23 protein-coding genes are annotated in these 25,854 nt (G+C 37.9%); 7 read left to right on the forward strand and 16 right to left on the reverse strand.

Going from position 1 to position 25,854, the window contains the following annotated elements; genetic code table 11:
- Nucleotides 1-690 precede the first annotated feature (690 nt).
- From CXF85_RS12360 to metB, 3 genes are all read right to left on the reverse strand, one after another.
- A complete protein-coding gene (locus CXF85_RS12360) occupies nucleotides 691-2,070 on the reverse strand; it encodes a hypothetical protein (RefSeq protein WP_101228914.1) in 1,380 nt (459 codons plus the stop codon).
- 603 nt (nucleotides 2,071-2,673) lie between these two features.
- Nucleotides 2,674-5,220, reverse strand: a complete 2,547-nt coding sequence (gene metL, locus CXF85_RS12370) for a bifunctional aspartate kinase/homoserine dehydrogenase II (RefSeq protein WP_101228916.1) — start codon at nucleotides 5,218-5,220, stop codon at nucleotides 2,674-2,676.
- A 51-nt stretch (nucleotides 5,221-5,271) separates the two neighbouring features.
- The gene (gene metB, locus CXF85_RS12375) at nucleotides 5,272-6,438 is read right to left on the reverse strand and encodes a cystathionine gamma-synthase (RefSeq protein ID WP_101228918.1); all 1,167 of its coding nucleotides are present in this window, start codon (nucleotides 6,436-6,438) and stop codon (nucleotides 5,272-5,274) included.
- 203 nt (nucleotides 6,439-6,641) lie between these two features.
- Between metB and metJ the strand changes: the two genes are divergently transcribed.
- Both metJ and CXF85_RS12385 read left to right on the forward strand, forming a co-directional pair.
- Nucleotides 6,642-6,971 carry a met regulon transcriptional regulator MetJ gene (metJ, locus tag CXF85_RS12380; RefSeq protein WP_101228919.1) on the forward strand — a complete coding sequence of 110 codons (330 nt, stop codon included), beginning with the start codon at nucleotides 6,642-6,644 and terminating at the stop codon, nucleotides 6,969-6,971.
- Between the two features lie 278 nt (nucleotides 6,972-7,249).
- Entirely contained in the window at nucleotides 7,250-8,530 is a 1,281-nt protein-coding gene (locus tag CXF85_RS12385) for a sensor domain-containing diguanylate cyclase (RefSeq protein ID WP_232771179.1), read from the forward strand.
- Nucleotides 8,531-8,630: 100 nt separating this feature from the next.
- Here the strand turns inward: CXF85_RS12385 and CXF85_RS12390 are convergent, their stop codons facing one another.
- The 4 genes from CXF85_RS12390 to hemE all read right to left on the reverse strand — a co-directional run bounded on the left by CXF85_RS12390 (nucleotide 8,631) and on the right by hemE (nucleotide 12,297).
- A complete protein-coding gene (locus CXF85_RS12390; protein ID WP_101228922.1) occupies nucleotides 8,631-9,539 on the reverse strand; it encodes an ABC transporter permease in 909 nt (302 codons plus the stop codon).
- On the reverse strand, nucleotides 9,539-10,396 hold the full coding sequence (locus CXF85_RS12395) for an ABC transporter ATP-binding protein (protein WP_101228924.1): 858 nt from the start codon (nucleotides 10,394-10,396) through the stop codon (nucleotides 9,539-9,541). The genes CXF85_RS12390 and CXF85_RS12395 overlap by 1 nt, the downstream gene beginning before the upstream one ends.
- A 2-nt stretch (nucleotides 10,397-10,398) precedes the next feature.
- The gene (locus CXF85_RS12400) at nucleotides 10,399-10,758 is read right to left on the reverse strand and encodes a GntR family transcriptional regulator (protein WP_101228926.1); all 360 of its coding nucleotides are present in this window, start codon (nucleotides 10,756-10,758) and stop codon (nucleotides 10,399-10,401) included.
- Nucleotides 10,759-11,229: 471 nt separating this feature from the next.
- Nucleotides 11,230-12,297, reverse strand: a complete 1,068-nt coding sequence (gene hemE, locus CXF85_RS12405) for a uroporphyrinogen decarboxylase (RefSeq protein ID WP_101228928.1) — start codon at nucleotides 12,295-12,297, stop codon at nucleotides 11,230-11,232.
- Nucleotides 12,298-12,965: 668 nt separating this feature from the next.
- Between hemE and CXF85_RS12415 the strand changes: the two genes are divergently transcribed.
- Nucleotides 12,966-13,493, forward strand: a complete 528-nt coding sequence (locus CXF85_RS12415; protein WP_101228932.1) for a DUF2780 domain-containing protein — start codon at nucleotides 12,966-12,968, stop codon at nucleotides 13,491-13,493.
- A 65-nt stretch (nucleotides 13,494-13,558) separates the two neighbouring features.
- Here CXF85_RS12415 and sodX read toward each other — a convergent pair whose 3' ends face one another.
- The 5 genes from sodX to CXF85_RS12435 all read right to left on the reverse strand — a co-directional run bounded on the left by sodX (nucleotide 13,559) and on the right by CXF85_RS12435 (nucleotide 15,539).
- Nucleotides 13,559-13,858, reverse strand: a complete 300-nt coding sequence (gene sodX / locus CXF85_RS12420; protein ID WP_101228934.1) for a nickel-type superoxide dismutase maturation protease — start codon at nucleotides 13,856-13,858, stop codon at nucleotides 13,559-13,561.
- A 10-nt stretch (nucleotides 13,859-13,868) separates the two neighbouring features.
- Nucleotides 13,869-13,991: a hypothetical protein gene (locus CXF85_RS23310; protein WP_269801178.1), complete on the reverse strand. Its 123-nt coding sequence runs from the start codon at nucleotides 13,989-13,991 to the stop codon at nucleotides 13,869-13,871.
- A gap of 23 nt (nucleotides 13,992-14,014) precedes the next feature.
- Nucleotides 14,015-14,197: a hypothetical protein gene (locus CXF85_RS12425; protein WP_101228936.1), complete on the reverse strand. Its 183-nt coding sequence runs from the start codon at nucleotides 14,195-14,197 to the stop codon at nucleotides 14,015-14,017.
- A gap of 25 nt (nucleotides 14,198-14,222) precedes the next feature.
- Nucleotides 14,223-14,651, reverse strand: coding sequence for a hypothetical protein (locus tag CXF85_RS12430; protein WP_101228938.1), 429 nt, complete (start codon nucleotides 14,649-14,651; stop codon nucleotides 14,223-14,225).
- Between the two features lie 150 nt (nucleotides 14,652-14,801).
- Entirely contained in the window at nucleotides 14,802-15,539 is a 738-nt protein-coding gene (locus CXF85_RS12435; RefSeq protein WP_101228940.1) for a PEP-CTERM sorting domain-containing protein, read from the reverse strand.
- A 228-nt stretch (nucleotides 15,540-15,767) separates the two neighbouring features.
- Between CXF85_RS12435 and CXF85_RS12440 the strand changes: the two genes are divergently transcribed.
- Entirely contained in the window at nucleotides 15,768-16,244 is a 477-nt protein-coding gene (locus tag CXF85_RS12440) for an acyl-CoA thioesterase (RefSeq protein WP_101228941.1), read from the forward strand.
- Between the two features lie 169 nt (nucleotides 16,245-16,413).
- On the opposite strand, the gene CXF85_RS12445 is transcribed toward CXF85_RS12440, so the two are convergent.
- Both CXF85_RS12445 and CXF85_RS12450 read right to left on the reverse strand, forming a co-directional pair.
- Nucleotides 16,414-17,673 (reverse strand): glycosyltransferase, encoded by a 1,260-nt coding sequence (locus tag CXF85_RS12445; protein WP_101228942.1) that lies wholly within the window; start codon nucleotides 17,671-17,673, stop codon nucleotides 16,414-16,416.
- Between the two features lie 370 nt (nucleotides 17,674-18,043).
- Complete coding sequence (locus tag CXF85_RS12450; RefSeq protein WP_101228944.1) at nucleotides 18,044-18,817, reverse strand: FKBP-type peptidyl-prolyl cis-trans isomerase; 774 nt, start codon at nucleotides 18,815-18,817, stop codon at nucleotides 18,044-18,046.
- Nucleotides 18,818-18,988: 171 nt separating this feature from the next.
- On the opposite strand from CXF85_RS12450, the gene CXF85_RS12455 reads away from it, so the two are divergent.
- Both CXF85_RS12455 and CXF85_RS12460 read left to right on the forward strand, forming a co-directional pair.
- Nucleotides 18,989-19,972: a WD40 repeat domain-containing protein gene (locus CXF85_RS12455; RefSeq protein ID WP_101228946.1), complete on the forward strand. Its 984-nt coding sequence runs from the start codon at nucleotides 18,989-18,991 to the stop codon at nucleotides 19,970-19,972.
- Complete coding sequence (locus tag CXF85_RS12460; RefSeq protein ID WP_101228948.1) at nucleotides 19,954-20,223, forward strand: SlyX family protein; 270 nt, start codon at nucleotides 19,954-19,956, stop codon at nucleotides 20,221-20,223. Before CXF85_RS12455 ends, CXF85_RS12460 begins: the two co-directional genes overlap by 19 nt.
- A 135-nt stretch (nucleotides 20,224-20,358) precedes the next feature.
- On the opposite strand, the gene CXF85_RS12465 is transcribed toward CXF85_RS12460, so the two are convergent.
- Nucleotides 20,359-20,562 (reverse strand): YheV family putative zinc ribbon protein, encoded by a 204-nt coding sequence (locus CXF85_RS12465; protein WP_101228950.1) that lies wholly within the window; start codon nucleotides 20,560-20,562, stop codon nucleotides 20,359-20,361.
- A 202-nt stretch (nucleotides 20,563-20,764) separates the two neighbouring features.
- On the opposite strand from CXF85_RS12465, the gene CXF85_RS12470 reads away from it, so the two are divergent.
- The gene (locus CXF85_RS12470) at nucleotides 20,765-22,690 is read left to right on the forward strand and encodes an ATP-binding cassette domain-containing protein (protein WP_101228952.1); all 1,926 of its coding nucleotides are present in this window, start codon (nucleotides 20,765-20,767) and stop codon (nucleotides 22,688-22,690) included.
- A gap of 152 nt (nucleotides 22,691-22,842) precedes the next feature.
- Here the strand turns inward: CXF85_RS12470 and CXF85_RS12475 are convergent, their stop codons facing one another.
- Complete coding sequence (locus tag CXF85_RS12475; protein WP_101228954.1) at nucleotides 22,843-25,761, reverse strand: HD-GYP domain-containing protein; 2,919 nt, start codon at nucleotides 25,759-25,761, stop codon at nucleotides 22,843-22,845.
- Nucleotides 25,762-25,854 lie beyond the last annotated feature (93 nt).

The raw sequence follows: 25,854 nt of genomic DNA on the forward strand, positions 1-25,854 counted from the left end.
AATTGATAAAACCGAGCTGCTATTAACAAAAATGATCCAGCACTACTGTTTATAATTTTTAGCACCCATATCAACGAATAAATTGATAAAACCGAGCTGCTATTAACAAAAATGATCCAGCACTACTGTTTATAATTTTTAGCACCCATATCAACGAATAAATTGATAAAACCGAGCTGCTGTTAACAAAAATGATCCAGCATTACTGTTTATAATTTTTAGCAGCCATATCAACGAAGAAATTGATAAAACCGAGCTGCTGTTAACAAAAATAATTCAGCATTACTGTTTATAATTTTTAGCAGCCATATCAACGAAGAAATTGATAAAACCGAGCTGCTGTTAACAAAAATAATTCAGCATTACTGTTTATAATTTTTAGCAGCCATATCAACGAATAAATTGATAAAACCGAGCTGCTATTATCAAAAATGATCCAGCATTACTGTTTATAATTTTTAGCAGCCATATCAACGAATAAATTGATAAAACCGAGCTGCTATTAACAAAAATGATCCAGCACTACTGTTTATAATATTTTTCAGTCATATTAATCGTATGGCTGCATTTTAAAATTTTACTTCATTAGCGGTTAACTAAATAAAATCAGATGTTGCCTTTATGTTGCCTTTATTTAAGCTCTCAAACCTTAAATAAAGGCAACTGGACGAATACCGATATTGAATAACATTATGAGTCGGCTTTGTTCCAAAGGTTTTGATTTACTTTTACAGAGAAAAATTCATTAGCGTGCCAGCAGCGAGGAAGCAAATCCAATTCCTTTCGCTCTTGAGAATTTGAACTTAATAATTCTAATATTTCGTTCAAACGCTCTTTACTCAATCTTGCTAACTTCTTTGCCGTTTGAGTAAAATAAAGGTTACTATTATTTGGGATCAATAAATTTTGTCCATAACCAATAAACGTTAATTTCCGTGTTGCCATTCTGCAATTGGGGTGTTCAGCTTTTACTGGATACAAATTATTCACAATAGCATACTCATAGCACTCCCCTTGCTCTCCAATTCCGCCTAACGGCATATACACAATGCCAAAACCTTGTGGGAACATGCCGGTAATGGCGTATAAGGAATCAACGACACTTTGTGAACAGGCACCAAGCTCTGCATTTTTATTGAGTACTTGGAAGACTTGGGGCAATAACTTGTAGTTATAATTTTCTTTGGTTGACAGGATGATTGACGTATAAATTTGTGGGACCTTTAATACGTTACCAATCGTATTTTTGGGATTAACACTCGTTTTTAATAACAACTTGATAAAGGAAAGTTTACCTTGCTCGTCCACCAGGAATTTATCACGCTCAATCTTAGTATTGCCAACAAATGTTGGCATGCCAATGCCCTCACTTAGATATTTCAACGTTTCACGATAGTTAATCTGTAGTAATTCTTTCCGTTCCTTAACCTCTAACGTACGAAAGGGATCTAACGTGCCATTACCACCACAAAGTACAGCTTGAGCTTTAGGGTGATAATTACCAATATCTTGCAATAATGCAGCCATAACAAGCGGGATTTTTACTTGCGCAGTAAAACGTTGATGAGCATCACTATCATGACTAGCAAAATGAATATATTGCTTAGGGGTAACATCGATTAAGAATTTATTGATGTATGGCTCAGCCATATGGCCTTCAAGAATTAAACGGTCGAGTAAGCGTAGGCATAATACCGCTTTATAAATCGATTTACTCTGTTCATTACTCGTAGCAACACGCCTGCCTTCTGTAGGACTTATAAGTTGAATGGTACCCAAGAATTGTGATGATTTTCTGTTATTTTCAGCATAGCTTTCACCTTCCGCCAGCTCAATAATAGCAAGGGAGATAGACAATAAACTAGAGTGACGCTCAGTACGCTGCATCTGTTCAAGCTGAGACTCATCTGTAGATATTTTTTCATCTGAAGGACGAAATTCTTCATGTTCAAAATATCCGATAGCGCGATCTAACAAAGAGTCTTTCACGGCACTTCGCCCGTAGACTTTTGCTAACAAATACTGAATTTGTCGAGTGTAATGTGTTTGGTGGGGAGAGTCTTTAGCCATTGCACCGCAAGAATGAATAAATAATATCTATCATGCTAGTAATAATAGCTAAAAGCAATAGTTAGGCAAGGAGCTATTACTTTGATGAACAAAATAAATAATGCTATTAACATTGTTCATCAAAGTAATTACAGTTCAATGTGTCGACACCTAGCGAATATATAGCCGTTAACCTGCAAAGTGCAGATTTTAAATGCTAGGAATATAATACCAATCAGACCAATAAATTAATCTGCTTGGTATTACACAAAACATAGGCTATTAGTTACAGCTATTACTCGCAGTAACTTACTAGGGGCTGTTGACCTTTCGCGGTTAAATTTTGTTCGAGATAAAAACGTTTTAATCGCGGCGGGTAGTGTGTAGCCTAGTCATTATAAGCAAAGACTGCTCAACAAAGAGTAAAATGTTTTTAGCCGAATCCTTCGGACAGCGTTTGTTGGTCATTTTTACAGCGTCATCGCCTTTTTAAGTGACGCTGCATGGATGTAGCTTATTAGACAATGCAGGAGCTATTGTCCTGAAAACCACATTACAAAGACTCTACCTTGTATAAATACCCAACAAATAGCTGCAAAAATAATCTCGAGAGATCAACAGGCCCTAATTTATACCTTTTATTTTCACTTGATTTTGTTTGTGCGCCAGCTGCTGACAAGTTTTAACGAGATCTGAATGTAAACCACCCGCGGTAACATCTCGCCCAGCTCCTGGTCCACTAATAATTAATGGATTGTCTTGGTACCATTGACTACTTATTTGGAAAATGTTGTCGCAGGGTGTTAAGTTGGCAAAAGCATCACTTTGAAATAAGACTTCTAAACTCACTTTTGCGCTAACGCCTGTGGCTTCATTATGCTGAAAACGAGCAACATAGCGAATACACTTCCCGATGCTATTTGCGTCAGATAACGCTGTGGCAAAGTACTCATCTAACTCATTAGCTCTGGCTAAAAAATCACTGGTTGATAATGACTGTAATGCCTCAGGCACTAAATTTTGACAATCAATATCTTCTAATGCTAATTCAAAGCCTGCTTTACGCGCTAAAATTAATAATTTACGCTGAACGTCTCGACCTGATAAATCTTCACGAGGGTCTGGTTCGGTAATACCTTGTGCTAAAGCATTTAATAACAGTTCTGAAAATTTTGAACTGCCATCATACGTTTCAAATAACCAAGAAAGTGTACCTGAAAATATACCAGATATTTCACTAATACTGTCGCCACTTTGACGTAAGTCATCAATAGCATAATTGATCGGTAAACCTGCACCAACAGTAGTATTGCCTAACCATAAACTGTTATTGCTATCCGCGGTATTTACTAAATTATTATAATGAGCAGTACTACTTGAAGCAGCCCATTTATTGGCACCGATGATATGAATACCTAAAGAAAAAATTTGTTCATACAATAAACTGAAATCTTCACTTGGGGTGATATCGACAACAATTAACTCGTCATATGGGTTCTGAGTCAACCAAGTAATAAGCTGTTCACTATCGTAATCTTGTGCTTCTTGAGCGAAGAGTGACGTGGCTTGATTTACATCAATACCATCATTGTTGATCAAGGCTTTTTTCGACGATAGTAAGCCAACTAAGTGCAAATTTTCTAACGCGTATACTTTGTTAAGCTGCGCTGGTAATAATTCTAAAAAGCGTTCACCTATATTACCCATACCCGCAACGACTAAACCAATATGACGAGCATCTTTTGTCATTTCATGGTGAACCGTATTTAAGAGTTCGATAGAACAAGACTCAGGTAAAACAGCGATAACACTATGGCTATTATCACTACCCACTAAGTTTAATGGTTTAGCTGTTTTTAATGAACGTTTAAAGCGCGCTCTAATATCACCACGTTCAGCCACTCGATGACCAACGGTTGCGATAATAGCTACGGGTCTAAAGCTGATTTCAACATCATGACTCGCCAACCACTGACTTAATGATTTTTGTTGTGCTTGGGTGATAACCATAAAACCTTTCTGGTCATCCATACAAATAGGGGAGAATTCTGCTTTAGCATTAGCAGCCGCCTCTCCGATAAAACTCACTGATTGCGCTAGCAGTAAATCATTAAGGTAAGTTACTGATAACTCTTGTTTAGCTATTTGACCAAAACGACCTATTTCAGTCCCTATGACTTGTGCATCAAAACTACTGGCAACATGTAAATGGGTGTGATGTTCACTTAATGGATTAATAAGCGGTAATAATGTTTTGGCATGTAAAACAGGGTTACCTAAACGTCCTAGCTCTTTTGCAACACCGTTAGGTAAGCGATGTAGTTTTCTAGCACTGGGCACTACACGAGGATCGGCACTATAAATACCATCGACATCAGTCCACAAAGTAACATTACCTGCAGCAACTAAAGAAGCAATAATGGTGGCAGAATAATCACTACCGTTACGGCCTAAAGTACAACTTTTCCCTCGAGTATCTTTACTGATATAGCCGGTAATAACGGCTAACTTACCAAATTGACGTCGTTGTCTTAATTGCGCCGCACTTATCGCAGTATCAACCACACAACTTTGTTCATTGTCGATAACGAGAAAATCACGAGAATCAATGAAATTACTTGGGCAAACCTGCTCATTAAGTAACGCTGACAACAACCTTGCTGACCACACTTCACCTAAGGCTAAAATATCATTATGGTGCTGAACAATATCATCGGCTAACCAAGCAGTTAATTGCTCAATGTCTTTATTCAAGCGAAGCAATAATTGCTTGGTATTATTGCCATTTAATAATTCAGTAATTAACTCTGCTTGCGCTTTCGCCAATGCAGTAATAGCTTGCGTTAAGCTATCATTTGTTTGTATGCCTTGGTCAGCAATAGTTTTTTCAACCAGAGAATAAATAGCAAATAAACTATCGGTAGTTTTACCATTAGCTGATACCACGACAATATCGTTTAACTGACAATTTTCACGGATAATTTCAAGGGCACGTTTAATGCATTTGGCCGTAGCTAATGAACTACCACCAAATTTGTGTACTTGAATGGCATGTTTAGCCAATTTATTTTCTGCGGTTACTTCAGTGACAAGTTCATGCTCCGCAATATTTTTGCTTCGCACTGCTTTATCTTCGTTGACCGTCTTTAAGGTAATATTTTCTTGTGTCATCTGTCTGCCTGCTTAACTGCTAGATTATTATCACAATTGTTTATTTAATGTTTACTGTTGGCTTTGCGTTAAACCATGCGCTAAATCAGCCAATATATCTTCAATATCTTCAATACCGACTGATATACGCACTAAGGATTGGGTAATGCCTGCTTCTAACTGGTCGGCTATTTCCATTCCTGCGTGTGTCATAGTTGATGGGTGACTAATTAAACTCTCAACACCACCTAATGATTGCGCTAAGGTGAACAACTCAAGGTTATCAAATAATTTTTTAACTGCTTCAACGCCACCCTTAACTTCGAAACTTAACATTGCACCATAACCAAATTGCTGTTTTTTGGCAATATCATGTCCTTTGTGCTCAGGTAAACCAGGAAAATATATTGCATCAATAGCATCATGATTTTTAAGAAAGTCGGCTACTTGCAACGCATTTTCTTGATGTTGCTTCATTCGTACAGGTAACGTTTTTAAACCACGTAACGCTAAGAAACTATCAAAGGCACTACCCGTAATGCCGATACAGTTGGCCCACCACGCAAGTGTTGCACCTAATTCTGCAGTTTTGGTGACTAAAACACCGCCAACAACATCACTATGACCATTAATGTATTTAGTGGTTGAGTGGAAAACTATATCAGCGCCAAGCGTTAAAGGTTGTTGTAATGCTGGCGATAAGAAGGTGTTATCTACCGCGACTAAGGCACCAACGCCATGACATGCTTTGGTGACTGCTTCAATATCGACGATACGTAATAAAGGATTGCTTGGGCTCTCCAGTAAAACTAATTTAGGTTTGTGTGCTAAGGCTTTATCGAGTGCTTGTTGATCATTTTGGTCAACAACAATAAGTTTGAACTGGCCACGCTTAGCTAAATGGGTAAATAATCTAAAACTACCACCATAACAATCATGTGGAATAACAACCGTGTCATCAACCGACAATAACTGACAAAGTAAATGTACTGCGGCCATGCCTGTACTGGTAACAATACCAACACTACCTTGCTCTAAATCTGCAATCACTTCAGCAAAAGTCGCTCGCGTCGGATTACCCGTTCGAGAATAGTCAAATTGACGTTTGTCATTAAAACCCTTTAATGAATACGTACTGGATAAATGAATAGGAGCAACGACAGCGCCATGATGCTGATCGGTATTAATGCCTGCTCTTACTGCCGAAGTGGTAATATTACTTTTGTGATTAATCGACATATTGTTCTCCAATGGTTATCACTTTTGCGTGAAATTGTTATAAATTACGTTTAGATGTTTGGACGTCTATAACTCTAAACACTTTCATTAATAGGGTCAAGTATTTTTAGACTTCTAAACTTCTACTTGACTGCTTTTATGCAACAGGTAAAATCTACACTATTACAATATAGAATACGTTATAACAAAACAGAGGAATATTCATGGCTCAGTGGAATGACGAGTATATAAATCCCTATGCCGAACACGGTAAAAAGAGCGAGCAAGTAAAGAAGATTACCGTTTCTATTCCTTTGCGCGTCTTAAAAGTGTTGACCGATGAACGCACCAGACGTCAAGTTAACAACCTTCGTCATGCAACCAATAGTGAATTGTTATGTGAAGCGTTTTTACACGCCTTTACTGGACAGCCTTTACCTGACGATGAAGATTTAGCAAAAGATAATAATGAAAAGTTACCTGCGAGTGTTAGACGCTTGCTTGAAGCCAAAGGTATTACTGATTTTAGTGCTTACGAAGTTGAAGATGAATAACGTTAGAAAATTCAATTAAGCAGTCTAAAAAAGGTACTTTACTAAGTACCTTTTTTATTGCACTTTTATTAAAGAATACCCAAGCAATATAGAACTATTGATAAAGCCAACTGAAATCTAATATAGAAAGTAATAATGGGCTTTTAATGTAGCTTAAAAACTTTAAATAGATCAAGAGCCGGTTATTTTTCACTCATCGAAATGTGTTAGTATTTCATTAGCCGACAATACTCACTTTGATAGTGACTTTTTTATTCCTTTTACCTTAGGCGATTACTTTGAGTAAAGAAAAAAATACAGCCACCGCTTTTGATTCCATAAAAGGTCAAGTATTGAATAGTATAGATTCCTTTATCTATACCAAAGATTTATCGGGTAAGTATACCTATGCCAACCAAGCTGTTTTAGATCTATTTGAGAAAAGCTTGACTGAGGTTGTCGGCTTTGATGACAGTCATTTTTTTGATTTGGCGCTATCTAAACAATTACAAATAAATGATCGCTTAGTCATGGACCAAGCTTTGCGGGTTGAAAGTGAAGAAAGTAACTTTATCAAAGCTAAAAATGAAATGCATATTTTTAAGGTGGTCAAAAAACCTCTTTATAACTGTGACGGTATCGTTGATGGTATGTGTGGTATATCTACTGATATTACTGCAGAAAAAAAGCTGCAAGAACAAGTAAATGAGCAAAGCTATTTACTTGATACCATGCTAAATAATATCGATGCCCATATTTATGTTAAAGATTCCGAACGCACCTTTTTATACATAAATTCCCGCGTGGCTGAATTATTTGGCGACAAGGCAGAGAATATCATTGGTAAAAAAGATACTGAGGTTTTACCCGAAGAAGTGGCTGAGCACTTTTATCAATCAGATAAGCAGGTTTTTGAAACCAATAAAAAACAAGTAATAGAAGAGACTACAGAAAATGACGAGGGTGGTACCTGTCATTACATCAGCACTAAAGTTCCTTTTAATCGGCCTGATAAATTACCTGCGTTAATTGGCTTCTCAACTGACGTAACTGAATTGTTCAAGCTCAAAGAAGAGTTTAAAAAACTAGCTAATACTGATCCATTAACCAATTTATATAATCGACGTTTCTTCACCGAACAATCAGGAAAAGAATACCAGCGAGCAAAACGCTACTCATTATCTATGACCCTTATTTCCATTGATATTGATCACTTCAAAAGCATCAATGACCAATATGGTCATCCTGCTGGCGATCAAGTATTAATCGAAGTTGCCAAGCAACTTCAAGAAAATTTAAGACAAACGGATATTCTAGCGCGTATCGGTGGTGAAGAGTTTTCTATTCTTTTACCTGAAACATCACCTCAATCTGCTATGGCATTTGCAGAGCGCATTAGAGAAGAACAAAGTAAGTTAACAATTATCGGGGACTGGCAAGGTGAAATAACACTTTCAGTGAGCATTGGGGTTTCAAGCTTCCTCGCCACTGATGAAGCCTTTGATGACTTATTCTCTCGCGCTGACAAAGCGTTATATCAAGCTAAAAATTCAGGGAGAAATAAGGTTTTCTACTTATAAAAAATGCCAATATTTTAATACTAGCGTTCTCTTAGTACAGCACGCTTAACTTAACTACGTAACTAACCAATCACTGGGTTAGTCACGTAGTTGATTAGCATTATGATTCTTGTTTATTCACTCTAAACCAATACGTTGCGAATAATAAAGCAGCTGAGACGATTACGGTACGATAATCAATCTTAGCAAGTACAGCCAGTACCGGTGCGAATATTGACGCGTTGTCATCACCAATTTCAAACGATGTGCTATTTTCTGGGGCAATAGAGAAATAATCTCCGATAAACTGACCAAAAAATGGCTGCGATAAATGTAAATAATGTACCACAATGCCTTCAATAATTAGCAACACAACGATAGGTAACACCGCCCATAAAAATGGCGCTTTCTTAGCATAAATAGACATCAACATTAACCAGGCATACAGTGGTAATAACCATAGTGCTGTTGGTAATAATGTTAACCAAATAGAAGCTAAAACACTTACTATGTTGGTACCTGACCATAAACCCCACAGCGAAATATCAAAACCTATCGATAAAATAGCACAAGCGACAAAGGCTAACACTAAACCTATAAAGAATAAAACGGTCGCTGCCGAGTAAAATATTGCCGGGATAACAACGGCACCGGTTAATGCTTTACTTGCAATAGTCACCGTATCTGACACCGGTAAAGAACGCCAAAACATCACAGACTGATCACGTCTCTCATCATATAAACAGGTAATAAAGTAATATAATTGCACAATAAAACCAACTAATACAAACGGCACAAATAACGCAATAGTTGATACAAAAAAGACTTTCTCAACTTCATCACCGTATTGAACTTCACTCAAGTGTTTAAACCCTTCAAGTACCGAGGTCATATCTACGCCATTAAGCAGCATAATTAATAATGGGATAAAAATGAAAATACCCGCTAGCGCCACTGGCACCCAAGTCAACATACCACTAAATTCCCACAGCTCTTTTTTCACTGAGGCTTTCATTATAGAAACATTCATTAGCACATCTCCTTATTCATGATACCGACAAACACATCGGCCAAGCTAGGTACTGTTACTTTCCCAAAGCTCTGTAGTTTTTCTTTATCTTGATTATCAAACAACATAGTGGTTAATCCCATCATGCTATTTTTAAATAACGGCGTTAATGCATCAGCGTTATCAACCTGCTCATTACTAACTGCGACGAGATTAAAACGCTCTCTAATTTCATCGGTACTTTGTGCTAAGACAATCTCACCTTGTTTAATAAATGCGACATCGGTAAGAATGTGCTCTATCTCTTCTATTTGGTGAGTGGTGATTACAATGCACTTTTCTTCAGTGTAGAAATCTTCAAGCAAGTGATTATAAAATTGACGACGCGTTAAAATATCTAAACCTAACGTTGGCTCATCTAGCACAAGTACTTTCGCATCAACCGCAAGAATAAGGGCTAAATGTAACTGAGCAACCATGCCTTTTGATAACATTTTAACTTTATCTGTTAGCGCTATATTTGTTTTGGCTAAGAAGCCTTCAGCTTTTTCAAGATTAAAGTTTTTATGGATATCTTGCATATAGGTTAATGCTTGTGACACTTTTAGCCATTTAGGCAAAATAGCAACGTCTGCTATGTAGGTCACATCGTTTAGCATGCTAACGCGATCTTTTTTAGGGTGAAGGCCTAAAACACTAATATCACCCTCGAAATCTGTTAAGCCTAAAATAGCTTGTAAGCAGGTAGTTTTACCTGCGCCATTTGGCCCAACTAAACCTACAATTTGTCCTGCATTTACAGAGAAATTTACCGACGAAAGCACCTTCTTTTTACCAAAGGATTTACTGACGTTATTTACTGAAATTAATGCACTCATAATTAACCCTCCATACTGCTGGTTAATAACTCTTCTGGCGAAAGTTTAAGTCGGACGATTTGTTGTAATACTGCCGGCCACTGGTGTGACAAAAAGCTTTCACGCTCTCTATCTAGCATCAACACTTGTGCTCCTGGCATAACAAACAATCCTTTACCGCGTTGCTTTTCTACAACTTCTTCGTCCTGTAACATCTGATACGCCTTTGAAATAGTCATTGGATTAAGCTGATACTCAGCTGCAACTTTTCTTACAGAAGGTAAAGCTTCGCCTTCTTTAATATAGCCATCTAATATGCGAGTGACTACTTGCTGATACAGTTGTAGGTATATCGGTTTTTCTGGATCCCATTGAGGTGTCATGCCCTATTCCTTAAATAATACCAAAAAGATATTAGTGTTATACATCACCAGTACACCATAACACAAGTACAGTTTGTTATTAATTTTAGAAAACGAATACGAAAGCACGGGGTGACAGACTAGAAAGACCAGCTAAACAACTGATAAATAATATAAAAATAAAACTGTGATGTTTGATTATTGAAAGTTTTAGCAATGTAACAGAGTATGTCCGCAAGTCTACATTGAGACCGTTTGAGAGTCGGTACTCCTTCAGTATAAAAACAACACACCTTTAATATCATCAAAGTAATGGCATAAATAGGGGGTTCTAAAAGAGACAGGGATTGTAAAAATTCGAATAGATTTGACTAAAATGACCTCATAAAAAAACCGCTGTGAACTTAACATACTCAACGTAAGTTAGTTCACAACGGCTTCATTGCATTTAATATAAAGCGGGATGTAGATTCCCGCGATAACTAAAACGGCTTATTTATGATAAGGCTTACTTAAACGGTGTACTGACTCAATGAAATGACCTGCATGATCTGGGTTCACATCAGGGTGAATACCATGGCCTAAGTTGAATACATGGCCTGTACCGCCGTCACCAAAACCTGCTAGTATTTTTGAGACTTCTTGTTCAATACGTGGCAATGGTGCATATAACATAGATGGGTCCATATTACCTTGTAGCGCAACTTTATCACCAATACGTGCTTTTGCGTTTTCAATGTCAATGGTCCAATCTAAACCAACAGCATCACAACCTGTTGCCGCGATAGACTCTAACCACATGCCAGCATTTTTAGTGAATAAGGTTACTGGTACTTTACGACCTTCATTATGACGTGTTAAACCATCAACGATTTTCGCCATATATTGTAATGAAAACTCATTATAATCACGTGGAGATAATACGCCGCCCCAAGTATCAAATACCATCACTGATTGTGCGCCTGCAGCAATTTGTGCATTCAAATAACTAATAACTGAGTCAGCTAACTTATCAAGCAATAAATGTAATGTTTGTGGCTCAGCAAACATCATCTTTTTTATTTTAGTGAAAGCTTTAGAACTACCACCTTCGATCATGTAGGTTGCTAATGTCCACGGACTACCTGAAAAGCCAATAAGCGGTACTTCGCCTTTTAGTTCTTTACGAATAGTACGCACGGCATTCATTACATAACCTAGTTCATCTTCCGGATCAGGTATGCCAATTTTATCAACATCCGCTTTACAGGTAATAGGACGTTGGAATTTTGGTCCTTCCCCTGTCTCAAAATATAACCCTAAGCCCATTGCATCTGGAATAGTTAAAATATCACTAAACAAAATTGCAGCATCTAACGGAAAACGACGTAACGGTTGAATGGTTACTTCACAAGCCAATTCAGCATTTTTACATACCGACATAAAGTCACCGGCTTCTTTACGTACCGCACGATATTCTGGTAAATAACGGCCAGCTTGACGCATCATCCATACCGGCGTGTAATCTACTGGTTGCTTTAATAGCGCACGTAAATAGGTATCATTTTTTAATTCAGTCACCAATAGTTCCTCTTATTTTTTATTTTATAGCCACTTTGCAATACTACTTATTTGTAATAATGCCCTGACTCATTGAATTTTGTTAATCAATGGCGATAGTTAACAACAACTCACCAATGTATTTTATGCTGCGCAGTTTAGCATCGACCAGCCTTTTGATCTATGCGCTAAATCAACACACCTGAAAAAATTAAATGTCAGTGAATCAATCATAAAGTAGCTTAAAAATATAAAAGTTCAATTTATTTTACTTTTTTTTAAAGTGTTCAATTTACGCTTGATTTTTACCAATGAACTTTGAATCAATAGGTTAGCGGCATATGCTTGTTCAACCAGTTTACTACGAAAAAACTCGTGGAGTTTATGCTCTACTAAAGTTCTTGCGATGGTAAAAAGGCTTTGGTATAAAATGCCTGCGCTAAAGAAAAACAATAATAAAAACAAAAACAAAAATAGCTAAACACTAATAATAATAAAAAATATAATAGCTAGAAATTAATAATAAGAAGCTTGGTAACAAGACCATAATGCGAGCATTTCCGGCCTTTCTCTTTTGAGAAAGGCCTTTTTATTTGTGCAACGCTATTCAATGCCAGTAAAATCCCCCTCACTAATTTCAGTAAGCATGTTAAAGTAAGTCATTACAAAAATTTAACATTGAGTTAACCATGAAATTATTAATTATATGTCTATCTGTCTCAGTTGCCTTAACTAGTTTAACAGCATCAGCTATCGACTTAGGCGCTATCACCAAATCTTCATCTGAACAGCTTAAAGCTGTAGCTAAGGATGCAGGTGTGCCATTAGAAACAAATGCTATGATCGAATATGCAGCCAAGCAGTTAAATTTATCTGAAGGCACAGTCGCAGCAAGTTTTGGTTCACTATTAAAAGTAGCACAAGATAACTTATCTCAGGAAAACTTTGCCTTAATCAGTAAAGCGGTACCTGATGCACAAAACTATTTAGATAAAGCCCCTACAGTAGCTAAATCATCAATGAGCTCTTTATTTTCTAGTGCTGGTGATGCCGGTAAAAAAGCAGAAAGTGTCGACTATTTAAATTCGGCCTTTAAAAAACTGGGGGTTTCTACTGAACAAGTTCCCGGCTTAATAAATACCTTTAGCACTTATTTAGACAAGAGTGGTTATAAAGAAGCAGCAGCAACATTAAAGCAGGGCTTAAGCTTACTATAATAACGTATAAGTAATAATATCCGCGACTGAGAAGTCGTGGCTATTCCTCCTCTACGAAATATTATCTACTGTTTAGGTGGAAATACCCACAATACCTTACCTTGTATTTGCGACTTTCCTACAGGACCTAACTTCTCAATAGGCATGCTATTCTTATGGTGCCCTTTAAGCCAAAACAAGCCATTTCTATCCACTTTAGCTAATGACTTAACTATGTGGCCATAGCGAGGATGAAACACCTTAAGTAAACTGCCCTCTTTCAAATTAAATATTTTTAGCCAAGGCACAACAAAAACATAACTGTTTTCAGGTATCCTCGGCGACATGCTCATTCCGGTTACTTTACAAAAATGGAATCCAAACATAATTTTCTCACTATTGAAAAGCAACAAAGGCGCTAGTTGACGATAAACCAACGTTTCTGTTGGTGGAATAAGGACAAAGAACAGGAAAGATAAGTCTTTTATCTAATTTCTCAAAAATACTGTGAAACAACATAATTTCCTTCCTCCATTGCCCGATCAGTTTTTTGAGGCTGTGATCTCTTTGAAGACCACAACAACGGCAGCAACAATAACGGGCACTAACCATAATAAATGCGCTAAACCTGCGCCACCAGTACTATGGCCATGCCCTGGATGGGCAAACAATGGGTTACTTAGTAGTGATGCCAATAAAGAAAAAATATAAGCTGTCTTTTTCATCGTAATATCCTTAATAGTCCGTAAACTAATGCATTACCGGTTGGTTAGCGTTTATTGCCGCTTCCATTTTTTTTAGTGATGACAAACAACCATCACAAGCAGGGTACTTCTTGCTAAACGCCAGCAAAGGCATCAATGTGAATTTTAAAGTACGTAGCGCAACAAACTTAAGATCATCACTGTATTGCGATTTTTGTGATAATTCATACATACGTTGATGAGGTATTTGTAAATACCTGAAAGCAATTTTCGGCTGCCCTTGCTGTTCATACAAAACCGCCAGATTATGAAAAGCACTGATCCATGCCATTAGCAGGTTGCTATCTTCAATGTCAGCACACCACTGTTGCTCTAAACATTCTATAGCTTGGTGATAATATTCTTCTGCTAATGGTAACTCGAGTCTGTTAAAACTATCGTTGCCCTTTAATAACAGTGATTGCCAAACTTCCATAACACACCAACACAAATGATAACGATTCTCATTCTATTGAATTAAGTAGTTCATGTAAAGGTCTTCTTTGTAAAATAAGCCATCGTTTTCCAAGCAAAAAAAATCCCCGCTGATTAGCGAGGATTTAAACAATATTTTATTTTCTATAAGTTATTTTTTGATAGTTTTTCTGCGTGCTAAGCCAAATAAAGCTAGACCAAATAAAGCAAGCATGGAAGGTTCAGGTACGGCAACAGTGTTGGCATTAAAATTATCAACAACCTGACGACTCATAGCCCAACCAGTTCTCGCACCAAAATTAAATTGACCACTATAAGCTGACCAATTAGCCACTTGATGAGTAAAAATTGAAGTGCCATCTAGTGAAACACTCACTAAACCTTCATCCATAGTAATTGCAGTATTGTGTACTACACCATCCTGTAAGCTAGGCGCAGAAATATGTTGCTCTACTAATAAAACACCATCGTAACGTAAGCTAATGTGATTTCCTGATGTTTCATCATTGTTCCAAGTATCAAAGCCTATAGCAAGACCAGAAAATAACCCTTCCTCACTTGCTACGCCAACCTCGCCTAAACGACTATAAGTTAATGAGATACCATCAGCACCGCCATTGCTATTTCCATCGATTCTGAAATCAAAATCAGCACCCCATGACTTAATTAATTGACCGTTATCTTGATCAGAGAAGGACATGCCGCCTAATAAACTAGGGTTTGAAGATGTTAATTGTAATTCGTTATTAACTACAACTGAAGGGCCGTAGAGAGTAGCTCCATTTACAGAACCCGAATTAAAATCTTCTGATATCAAACCTGCAAAAGCAGTGTTTGATAATAAAGCTGTCAAAGGTAGAGCAATTAAAAGCGTGCGTAATTTTTTCATTAAAGAGTAAACCTAAAAAGTTATATAGACTGTACGCATGTGCAAATAACATACCTAAATGTATTACAGTGAGTTTTCAATCAATTAGAAAGAGATCTGACATCTATATGCATATATTGTAAAAATTGCTGACAGATATTATTTGCTAATTAACCGCTAACACTATATTTTGAGCAATCTTGCTAAGATCCTCCAAATTCAACCTCATTAACGATAAAGAGCTCACTTATGAATACACCACAACGCGACATTACTTTAAGATTTTTAGCTGAACCACAAGATGTGAATTTTGGTGGTAAAGTCCATGGTGGCGCGGTGATGAAATGGATAGATTTAGCGGCTTATGCCTGTGCTGCTGGTTGGAGTGGTCGTTACTGTGTTACTGCTTATGCGGGTGGTATTCGTTTTGTTGCCCCTATCCATGTAGGCAGTTTAGTTGAAGTAGAAGCCAAAGTAATTTATACCGGTAATTCTTCAATACATATTGCCCTAGAAGTTAACGCCTGCGATCCTAAATCATTAAACCGCCGCTTAACTACCCATTGTATTGTTATTATGGTTGCCGTTGATCAAAATGGTCAATCAGAACGTGTACCGCAGTGGAAGCCAGAAACGGAAGCAGATAAGAAGCAGCATGCTTCGGCAGTGAAATTGATGGAAATGCGTAAGCAAATTGGTGAAGAGATGCAAATTTTTGTCGATTAGCATTTAAGCCGTTATCTAAAAATTCCCTTATGGTTATTATTTAGGGGGATTTGGCTATTCAGTCAATCGCGCTTTGTCACCCGCTAAAAACGGCATTCCAGCCTAAGTAATAACTGAAATGACGAAAGGACGGCTAGCCGATTAACCAAAGCTAACCACCCTTTCTTCTTTATTTATCCTCTGTATCCTCTGTCAAAACTTTCAACTGCGTTTTAACATCAATCCACTGCGCCATATATTGGGTACTTTTATGATGGTGATGATTAAGCATACTGCCAATAAAGTTATTTTGTCTGTGCTGTGTAAGATTAGTTTCAAGCGTTGATAAACACTCACCTAACTCGGCTAATATAGCTTCTTGTTGATACATTACTTGGGCATTTTGTTGCCCTAAATCACTGGCTACTTGCCAAGCTAAGTCATCTTGATACAGCTTAACCGCAGCATCTGCAATAGTTTGTGGGTCATTGGCTATTGCGCCAGCCCAGGGTAAATCAGTTTGCATGCTTTCTACACCAATATCTGTGGTCACAGATGGCGTTGAACAATACATAGCCTCGGCTAACTTGCCTTTAATACCGGCACCAAAACGTAACGGCGCTAAACAGACTTTGGCACTTTGCATAGCAAGTACCGCATCATCGACCCAACCTTTCACTAAAAAACCTGATTTTTCATCATGCAAGTCAGTCGCTTTCGGTGGCGGATAAGCGCCATAGATGTTCAGCTTAGCATCAGGCAGTTGTTTACGTATCAGTGGCCATATTTGCTGTTTTAACCATAATACTGCGTCCCAATTAGGGGCATGACGGAAATTTCCTATCGCCATAAAGTCTTCGCGCTGTTGATAACTTAGATTTTTTTGGGTTAATTGCGTTTCGTTTAACATAAAAGGGCAATAGTGAATTAAACTGGCATCGACTTTAAATAAACGCTGCAGTAACTCTACTTCAATACTTGAAATCATTAAGCTGATATCAGAACGAAAAATAGAAGCAACTTCACGTTTTGCCATATCACTGGTGAGTAAGTCTTCATCGGTGATAGCACGTTTTTGTTTATAACCTTGGTGACGTGCATTGCGTAAACAAAACAGATCTTCGGTATCTAAAATACGTAGTGCTTGTGGGCATTGCTCACTAACGCGCCAGCCAAATTGCTCTTCCATCATAAAGCGATCAAACATCACGGTATTAGGTTGTAATTCCTTAATGAAATCATCAAAGCTGGTGCAATTGAGATTGATATTCTCAACGACTATATTTAAGGCACGTAAGTCAACCATATGCTCAGTTTGTTGCGCTGGGCTGGCAAAAGTAATGTGATAACTTTGCGCCTGAAAGAAATGGATTAACTGCATCATACGGCTACCTGCCGCTGAAGAGTTAGGCTCTGGCCATACATAGCCAATTATTAGGAGTGTTTTCATTGGGACATTTTACGTGAAAGCTTAACCATAAAGCTAATAGTTACGCGACTATTTCTCGAGGACAGTTTAAAAGCTAATGCCTAATACCAATTCCGTTAAATTATTGACCACTTGTACTGGCTAAAATTATTCATGACGGCGTTGCTTTCAATCCCAATAGCCAGCTATTGGTCAATCAAGCGCCTTGCCCTGAAATATTTTCACTTCGTACAACAAGACCAGGAACTTATCGGAATTGGTATAACAAAATAAAAATGTAAATTACAAACAGGTAAAAACAAAAAACCACCAGTAAGTAATTACTGATGGTTTTATATTTTTCTAGTATGCGTTGTATAAATTAAGAATACTTAACTTATACAAAAATTAACTAGTGAGCTGCGTGGTCATGACCGTCAGCTTTTGGTGCTGCATCAGCTTTTTGAATTTCTAATAATTCAATTTCAAACTGTAGTACTGAGTTACCCGGAATGCTTGGTGGGTTACCGTTAGGACCGTACGCTAAATCTGAAGGGATAGTAAACTTGTACTTAGCACCAAGAGGCATTAATTGTACGCCTTCAGTCCAACCTTTGATTACACGATTAAGTGGGAATACTGCTGGTTCGCCACGCTTGTAAGAACTATCGAACTCTTCACCGTTTAAGAAAGTTCCTTTATAGTGAACTTTAACAGTATCAGTTGCTAAAGGTGTATCACCTTCGCCAGCTGTTAATACTTCGTATTGAATACCAGATTCAGTTACTGTAACGCCTTCTTGTTTAGCGTTGTCGGCAAGAAATTTAGCACCGTCAGCTAGGCTAGACTCAGAAGCGGCAATTGCTGCTGCTTGTTGTTTTTCTTTCATGCTGGCATCAAGGTTCATCAATAACGCTTGAATTTCTTCTTTTTCGATAACGGCTTTACCGTCAATGCTGTCTACAAAACCGCGTACGATAAGCTCTTTATCTAATGTTAAACCTAGTTTGTCATGCTCTTCTAAGTTACGTTGCATGTACATACCAATTGAGGCACCTAAGCCGTAGGCTTGTTTTTGCACTTCAGTATCTAATACTGGTGCTTTAACTTCTTCAACAGCTTTTTCATTACAACCAACAACGGCAACTAGCGCAAGGGCTATTAGGGTAGGCTTAAACAATTTCATTAATATCTCCACTTAAACAATACAATTGGAGAATTCCCCAATTAAAAACTAAAAAACTGTGATGTTACCTTTGAAAATTTAACTTTTCATTTTAAGTAAAGATAACACTAAACAATTTCAAAAAAGAACTTATACTAACGATAAATGCGCAAATAAAAAAGTATTAATATTTTGTTAAATTGTAATTGGATTTTTCCAGTCATTTTATTGACCACACTCACTGCTTGTAAGCCTATTACGCAAGAGCCACTTCAGCGCTGGCAACAGTCTGCACAAGGCGCCTATGCGGGTCAGATTTCTAGTGATGCCAAATTCTCAGTAGTGTCTTCTATCCATCATGGTCTGAGTGTTTGGGATTTAACTACAAATGAGCGACTTTATAACTGGTCACAAGAACAAAATACCAGCGACAACTTAGTACTTTCTATAGATATTAGTGACAATGCTAGCCATGTATTGACGGCTAATAGAGATAACTTTGCCCTGTGGAACTTACAATCAGGTAAGTCTGAAGGTTATTGGCAAGTGCGCGAATCTCATATTAGAGATATCGCTATTAGTAATGGTGGTGACTACTTACTTATCGGCAAAAGCAACGGTACCGTACTACATGTTGCCGTTGATACTGGAAGACGGTTAGAATTTTTAGGCCACAAAGAAAAAGTAAACTCGGTAGATATGTTACCCAATGGCCGTGTGGCTATCTCGGGTGGTAATGATTTTACTGCCTATGTTTGGGATACTCAATCGGGGCAAGTGGTTTATCAATTTAATCATAGCTCGCGCGTATCAAAAGTCGCATTAGATGCCAAAGGCCGTTATGCTTTTTCTGCCGATAGTATGAAAGCTGCCTATATTTGGGACTTAAAAACAGGGAAACGTATTAGTAGTTTGCAAGGTACAAAACGTCATGAGGTTTTTAGTACCGTTCGTTTTTCTCCTGATGGTAAAACATTAATCACCGGCGCCGCGACCAGAAAAGTTAGCATTTGGGATATTGCCACTGGTAAACGCCTGTCACATTGGTTTGTTACCCCTAAAGAAGCAAAAAGACCTACAGGAGCGGTTGTGTATAGTGTCGCATTTGGCGATAATAACGATCTATTAACGATAAGCTCATCAGGATATGTTGAATCATGGCCAATAACGAAATAACGCTCAGTGCACACAGCACCAATGCCAATTATGTTCAACGACTCGAAGCGCGTGTTGACGATTTAGAGTCACGCAATGTTTTTCAAGACGATGTGATTGATCAATTAAGTGAAGAATTAGCTGCCCATCAGCATGAAATTTCAGAGTTGAAACATCAAATTCAATTAGTTGCTAATCGTATAAAAGATGCAGGTAGCTTATCGAGTGACAATGAAAATGACAATATTGAGCCACCACCTCCGCATTACTAAACAGATATACACATCTTAAGCATTACCCTTATAAAATTATATCCTCGGTCAAATATACCAAGGATTACCCGCTGAAGTACTTTCTTCCTAGAAGGAAATCACTTCAGCGGACTTAATGCCTATTAGGTCTATAAATTAGGGTTTAAAAACACCAATCACTTGTTCATGCTCACGTACAACCTTTTCTACATGTGCTTCTGTTTGTACCATTTGTTCGCCGCAGCTCACACAGGTTACTTTTTCAACACCATTCTCTTTGGTTAATGCCATAGTATCCATCGCCTTACATTTAGGACAGACTGCACCGGCGATAAATCTCTTCTTTAGGGCTTTGCTCATAGTTATCTACTACTTATTATTAGGCTCTGTGGCTCTTTACTGATTGCTTTTTCAATATGAAAGTTCAACAGGCGCGACATTAAATCCAGAATTATCGCTATTTTACCTTGAATAGTGGTCATAGGAAAAGCGACAATGCATCAGCATTTTTTTAGTGGGTATTATCTCTGTCTCACTATGCCATTTTCCCGAGGAAATACCATTGATTATCGCCACAGACCTAAGTTTAGATAGAGGGGCTAAAAACCTAATAAAATCATCTAGCTTTACCATACACCCTAATCATAAAGTTGGCTTAGTTGGCAGTAATGGTTGTGGAAAATCATCTCTTTTCGCCGCACTTTTAGGTGATTTATCACCTGACTCTGGCGATTTAGCTTTACCGTCAAGCTGGGATATTGCCACCGTAAGACAAGAAACCCCTTCGTTAGAACAAACAGCTCTTGATTACGTGATGGATGGCGATAAAGAATTCCGCCAATTAGAGCAACAGCTTGAGCAAGCACGTAGTGCTGATAATGGTAACCTTGAAGCGACCCTTATCAATAAAATAGATACCATCAGCGGATATAGTTTACCTGCCCGAGCTGGTGAGTTATTACATGGTTTAGGTTTTTTACAATCACAACTTGATAACCCAGTGAAAGACTTTTCGGGTGGTTGGCGCATGCGCTTAAACTTAGCTCAGGCACTAATATCTCGTGCTGACTTGTTGTTACTCGATGAACCAACCAACCATTTAGATTTAGATGCGGTTATTTGGCTACAACGCTGGTTAAAGCGTTTTACTGGTACCTTAGTACTGATTTCACATGACCGTGACTTTCTTGATACGGTTATTGGCCAAATTCTGCATATTGAACACCAGCGCGCTAAATTATACAGCGGCAACTATACTGCTTTTGAACGTCAACGCCGTGAACATTTAGCGCAACAAGACGCACAGTTTCAAAAGCAGCAAAAAGAAGCCGCACATTTAACCGCCTTTGTTGATCGATTTCGCGCCAAAGCAAGTAAAGCAAAACAAGCACAAAGTCGATTAAAGCGTTTAGAGAAGTTACCTGATTTAGCGCCTGCACATGTTGATAGCCAATTTACCTTCAGCTTTGCCGAGCCTGAAAGCTTGCCTTACCCGCTTTTATCACTTAAAGAAAGTCAGTGTGGTTACCCTAAATCTGACCATGGCGAACAAGCGATTATTTTAGATAGCGTAGGATTAACGTTAATACCTGGTAGTCGCATTGGTTTATTAGGTCGAAACGGCGCTGGTAAATCAACATTAATAAAGTCCCTTGCCGGTGAGCTTTCCTTACTCGGTGGTGAACGTTACTGCGCACAAGATTTAACGGTAGGGTATTTTTCTCAGCATCAATTAGAACAATTGCATGCCCCTTCAAGTCCTGTTGATCATATTTTACGTGCTAAACCTGCGTTAGGTGAACCACAAGCCCGTACCTTTTTAGGGAAGTTCGGCTTTAGTGGCGACCAAGCACTGTCACAAGTTTCGACCATGTCTGGTGGTGAAAAGGCTCGTTTAGTACTGGCTTTGATTGTCTTAGAAAAACCGCAGTTATTACTGCTAGATGAACCGACCAACCATTTAGATTTAGAAATGCGCCAAGCACTCGTGATGGCACTACAAGACTTTGGTGGCGCGATCATTTTGATTGCCCATGATAGGTTCTTATTAGAATCATGTGTTGATGAGTTTTATCTTGTTGCCAACGGCCGAGTAAGTGATTTTAACGGTGATATTGATGATTACCAGCAATGGCTTAATGACGATAAAAAACAAGCGATAAAATCGATTAAAACTGAACAACAAAGCGCTGATAAAGGCTTAGACAAAAAGCAACTTCGCCAGCAACAAGCCGAACTAAGAAAAAAATCAGGCCCTTTACGTAAAGAAGCCGATAAATTAGAGAAAAAAGTTCATGCATGGCAAGAAGAATTAACTAAGCTTGAAGCTTTATTAAGTGACAGTGATCTTTACCAAGCAGAGCGCAAAAATGAATTAACCGACTTAATAAAAAAACAGGCTAAATTAAAAGGCGATATTGAAGAAAATGAAATGCTTTGGCTTGAGCTGGCTGAGCAGATTGAAGAGATGATGACGGATATAGGTTAGCTGCCAAAGTAATAATAAATTCGTCATAAAAAACTAAGTGCTCTACAACCAGAGAGCACTTTTATTATCCTACCCTGATATTTAAACCACTGATGCCCCTATTTCAGTGAATCTAATCAAATGGGCCGCTCAAACTATCAGCAATAATACTGCTAGTTTGATAGGTATTGGTTAATATCTACTGTATCTATTTGATCTTTACTTAAGAATTTATTAGCATAATCAGTGTAAACACCTGAGCTTAAAAACAATTCAAATAAGTCGTTATCGATATGTTCGGTTTTACGCATATGATCGAGAATAGCGATACTTTGACTTAAGGTTTTAGCCGTTTTATACGGCCTATCACTAGCGGTTAGCGCTTCAAAAATATCTGCAATCGTTAAGATTCTTGATTCTATCGATATTTCGTCACCTTTTAAGCCTTTAGGGTAACCTTTACCATTTAACTGTTCGTGATGTGCACCCGCTATTTCAGGAACACGCTTAAGATTCTCAGGAAAAGGCAGTTGCTCAAGCATTTCAATTGTTTGCACTATATGGTGATTAATTATATAACGTTCTTCATTATTAATAGTGCCCCGTGTAATCGACAAGTTGTTTACCTCACCTAAATTAAAACGATATTCCGGTATCTCCATGGTAAACGTTGAATCAGACTCTGCAGGTAAATGACTAGCAATATGCTCAATGCAGTGTTCATCTTTATCAGCCAGTAAAAACTCTTCTACCGGTAACTGCACTTTAGTCGCTGGCATACGTTCTTTTTCAGCGGATGATAAACCTAAACTATCATCAAAATAACGTAGCCACTTTCGCTGTGATATTTGATTAATACGATCCACCGCTTGCGCAGACATCATTTCTTCACCCAAATTACATTGCGCGATAAAGGCAAAATCATCTTCTAAGGCTAACATTTCCTTTGCTAGGTATTGTTGCGCTATGACTTGATTTTCGCCAGCAATTATTTGCTGTAATGATTGAACCTGTGCATCTCGCCTCAATACCTCAAAGCGCATTCTCACTTCATGAACTCGGTTATAAATAGCTTCCAGCTTGGTTGCCTTATCAACAACATTTTCGGGTGTTGTTACTTTGCCGCAGTCATGCAGCCAAGCCGATATTTTTAACTCCCCCCATTGTTCATGCGTTAAGGTAAAGTCCTTTAAGCTCGTTTTTTTTGACTTAGTTGCTTCTTCAGCCAGCATCATTGTTAGCGTAGGTACTCGTTGACAATGTGCACCGGTATAAGGTGATTTGATATCAATTGCGCCAGCAATGAGCTGTATAAAAGACTTCATTAACTCTTTTTGACTTTCAAAAAGTTCACTGCCCTCAATGGCAACAGAAATATACTTAGAGAGTGCGGTAGCAATGCCGCTATATTGCTCTCGTTCAAACAAACTGAGGTCTTCAGTAAAGCTAAAACCTAGCAGACCATTTATCTTCTCATCGCGATCAATTAATGGCAAAAACAAAGAATAAGGTCTGTCGCTTTGTTGATATATTTCACCTTGTATCAAGCTCTCTTTAATTGATGAACTCAATGACGAAAATTGTACTTTGCCTTGTAAAAAACTTTCAACATTTACCATTAATTCCTGACTTAAATCAATGGGGCTAAACTGCTCAATGGCTAACGAAGCTTTATGACCCCAAGCAAAACACGGTAATAGTTTACCCTCGGTATCTTTGTCTGTTAAAAAGATCAAAGCAGCATCGGCTTTTAACATTTCACATGCTTGACTACATATTTTTTCAGCGAGCACTTTCATATTTTTTTCTTTCGCCAACATGTTAATGATGGAAAAAGTATTTTGTAGGGAATTACTTACTGCAAGCATATCTTGCTCAAGTTCATTTAATTCTTCAATAAAAGAGTCGCCTGAGGAAACTTGACTGAATTGTAAACCCGCCAATTTGTGAGTGTTTTTGAGTAAGCGGTGCACAGGACGGACAATGACACCCGAAAATAACCAAGTAAACGGAATAAATAGTAAGATGATTAAGCAAGATATCAACAGCTCATCAAACAAAGATTCCTTTACCGAGGTAATGACCTTTGCTTTTGGCGTAGCAATAAATAGCTTCGTACTGGCTTTGTCGATTGGATTTAATAGCGCTATTTTCGCCATCCACAGTTCGCCACTTAAATAAACCTCACTCAAGCCGACTTGATTCAAATGACTCTTAGCAAAGTTTTTAATGGCCCTTTTATCTTGCGCACTAAAGCCTATTGCTGGGTCATTAACAGAATCGAGATGAAAGTCACCAGAGCGTTGATGCGCTAGTATTTCATTTTCGGTACTCAGAATTATTTGTACGTCGCTATCAGTAACGTTGCTGAGTTTCATTAATTCAGCTAACGCTAACACGTTGATATCAACTGCATGAACCACCTTTGCTTCACGATCACTCAAAACAAGACTGATCATACGGTGTTGCTCTTGATATTCTTGATAAGGAGCAACAACAGAAATTTCTTTCGCATTTAGGCCTTTGACATACCAAGGCCTGTTAAAGATTTCATATGTGCTATTACCGACGATAGTGCTGCCAATAACCTCTAATTGAAAATTTAAGAAATTACGTGTGCTCTTACTTTCACCATTAGGGAAATATTCAAGTACTTCAAAAGCAAAATGGGCATCTGACGGTGCTTGATACTGCTGCCGATCAAATTCATTAAGCAACTTTTTTACTGAAACAAAGTTACCATTTTTAAAACCTACATGTACCGCAATGCTTAAGGGATCAATGGCAATGTAATTTGCTAGTTCAAAGAGTAGCGTGGTGTTATTTTGATAGGCTGAAAAATATTGCCATTTATCCACGTTTGTCTGTAGCTTTAAACGGAAATAAACAGGAGTAAGATGTTTTCGAATACTTTGCGCTTCAAGTTTTATCGCTCGGTCAAATTGTTGCAACGTTTCTTCAAAAGCGAATACAGACATACGGTAGTAGTTAACTGCAACTAATGTACCTGCGCTGATAAATAAAAAAAAGATAAAAGCTAAACTGACATAACTAGTTAAAGAGAGTTTAAACCCTTTCAATAGTCCCTTCATTGATTGTTTCCGAAGATATGCAAAAATGCATTATAACAATAACTAAAATATATAGGAGCAGAAACAGTTATTTCATGTAACTTAGATAAGTTC

Origin of the sequence: Colwellia sp. 75C3 (assembly GCF_002836255.1) — a bacterium.
In the GTDB taxonomy this organism is placed as follows: Bacteria; Pseudomonadota; Gammaproteobacteria; order Enterobacterales; family Alteromonadaceae; genus Colwellia.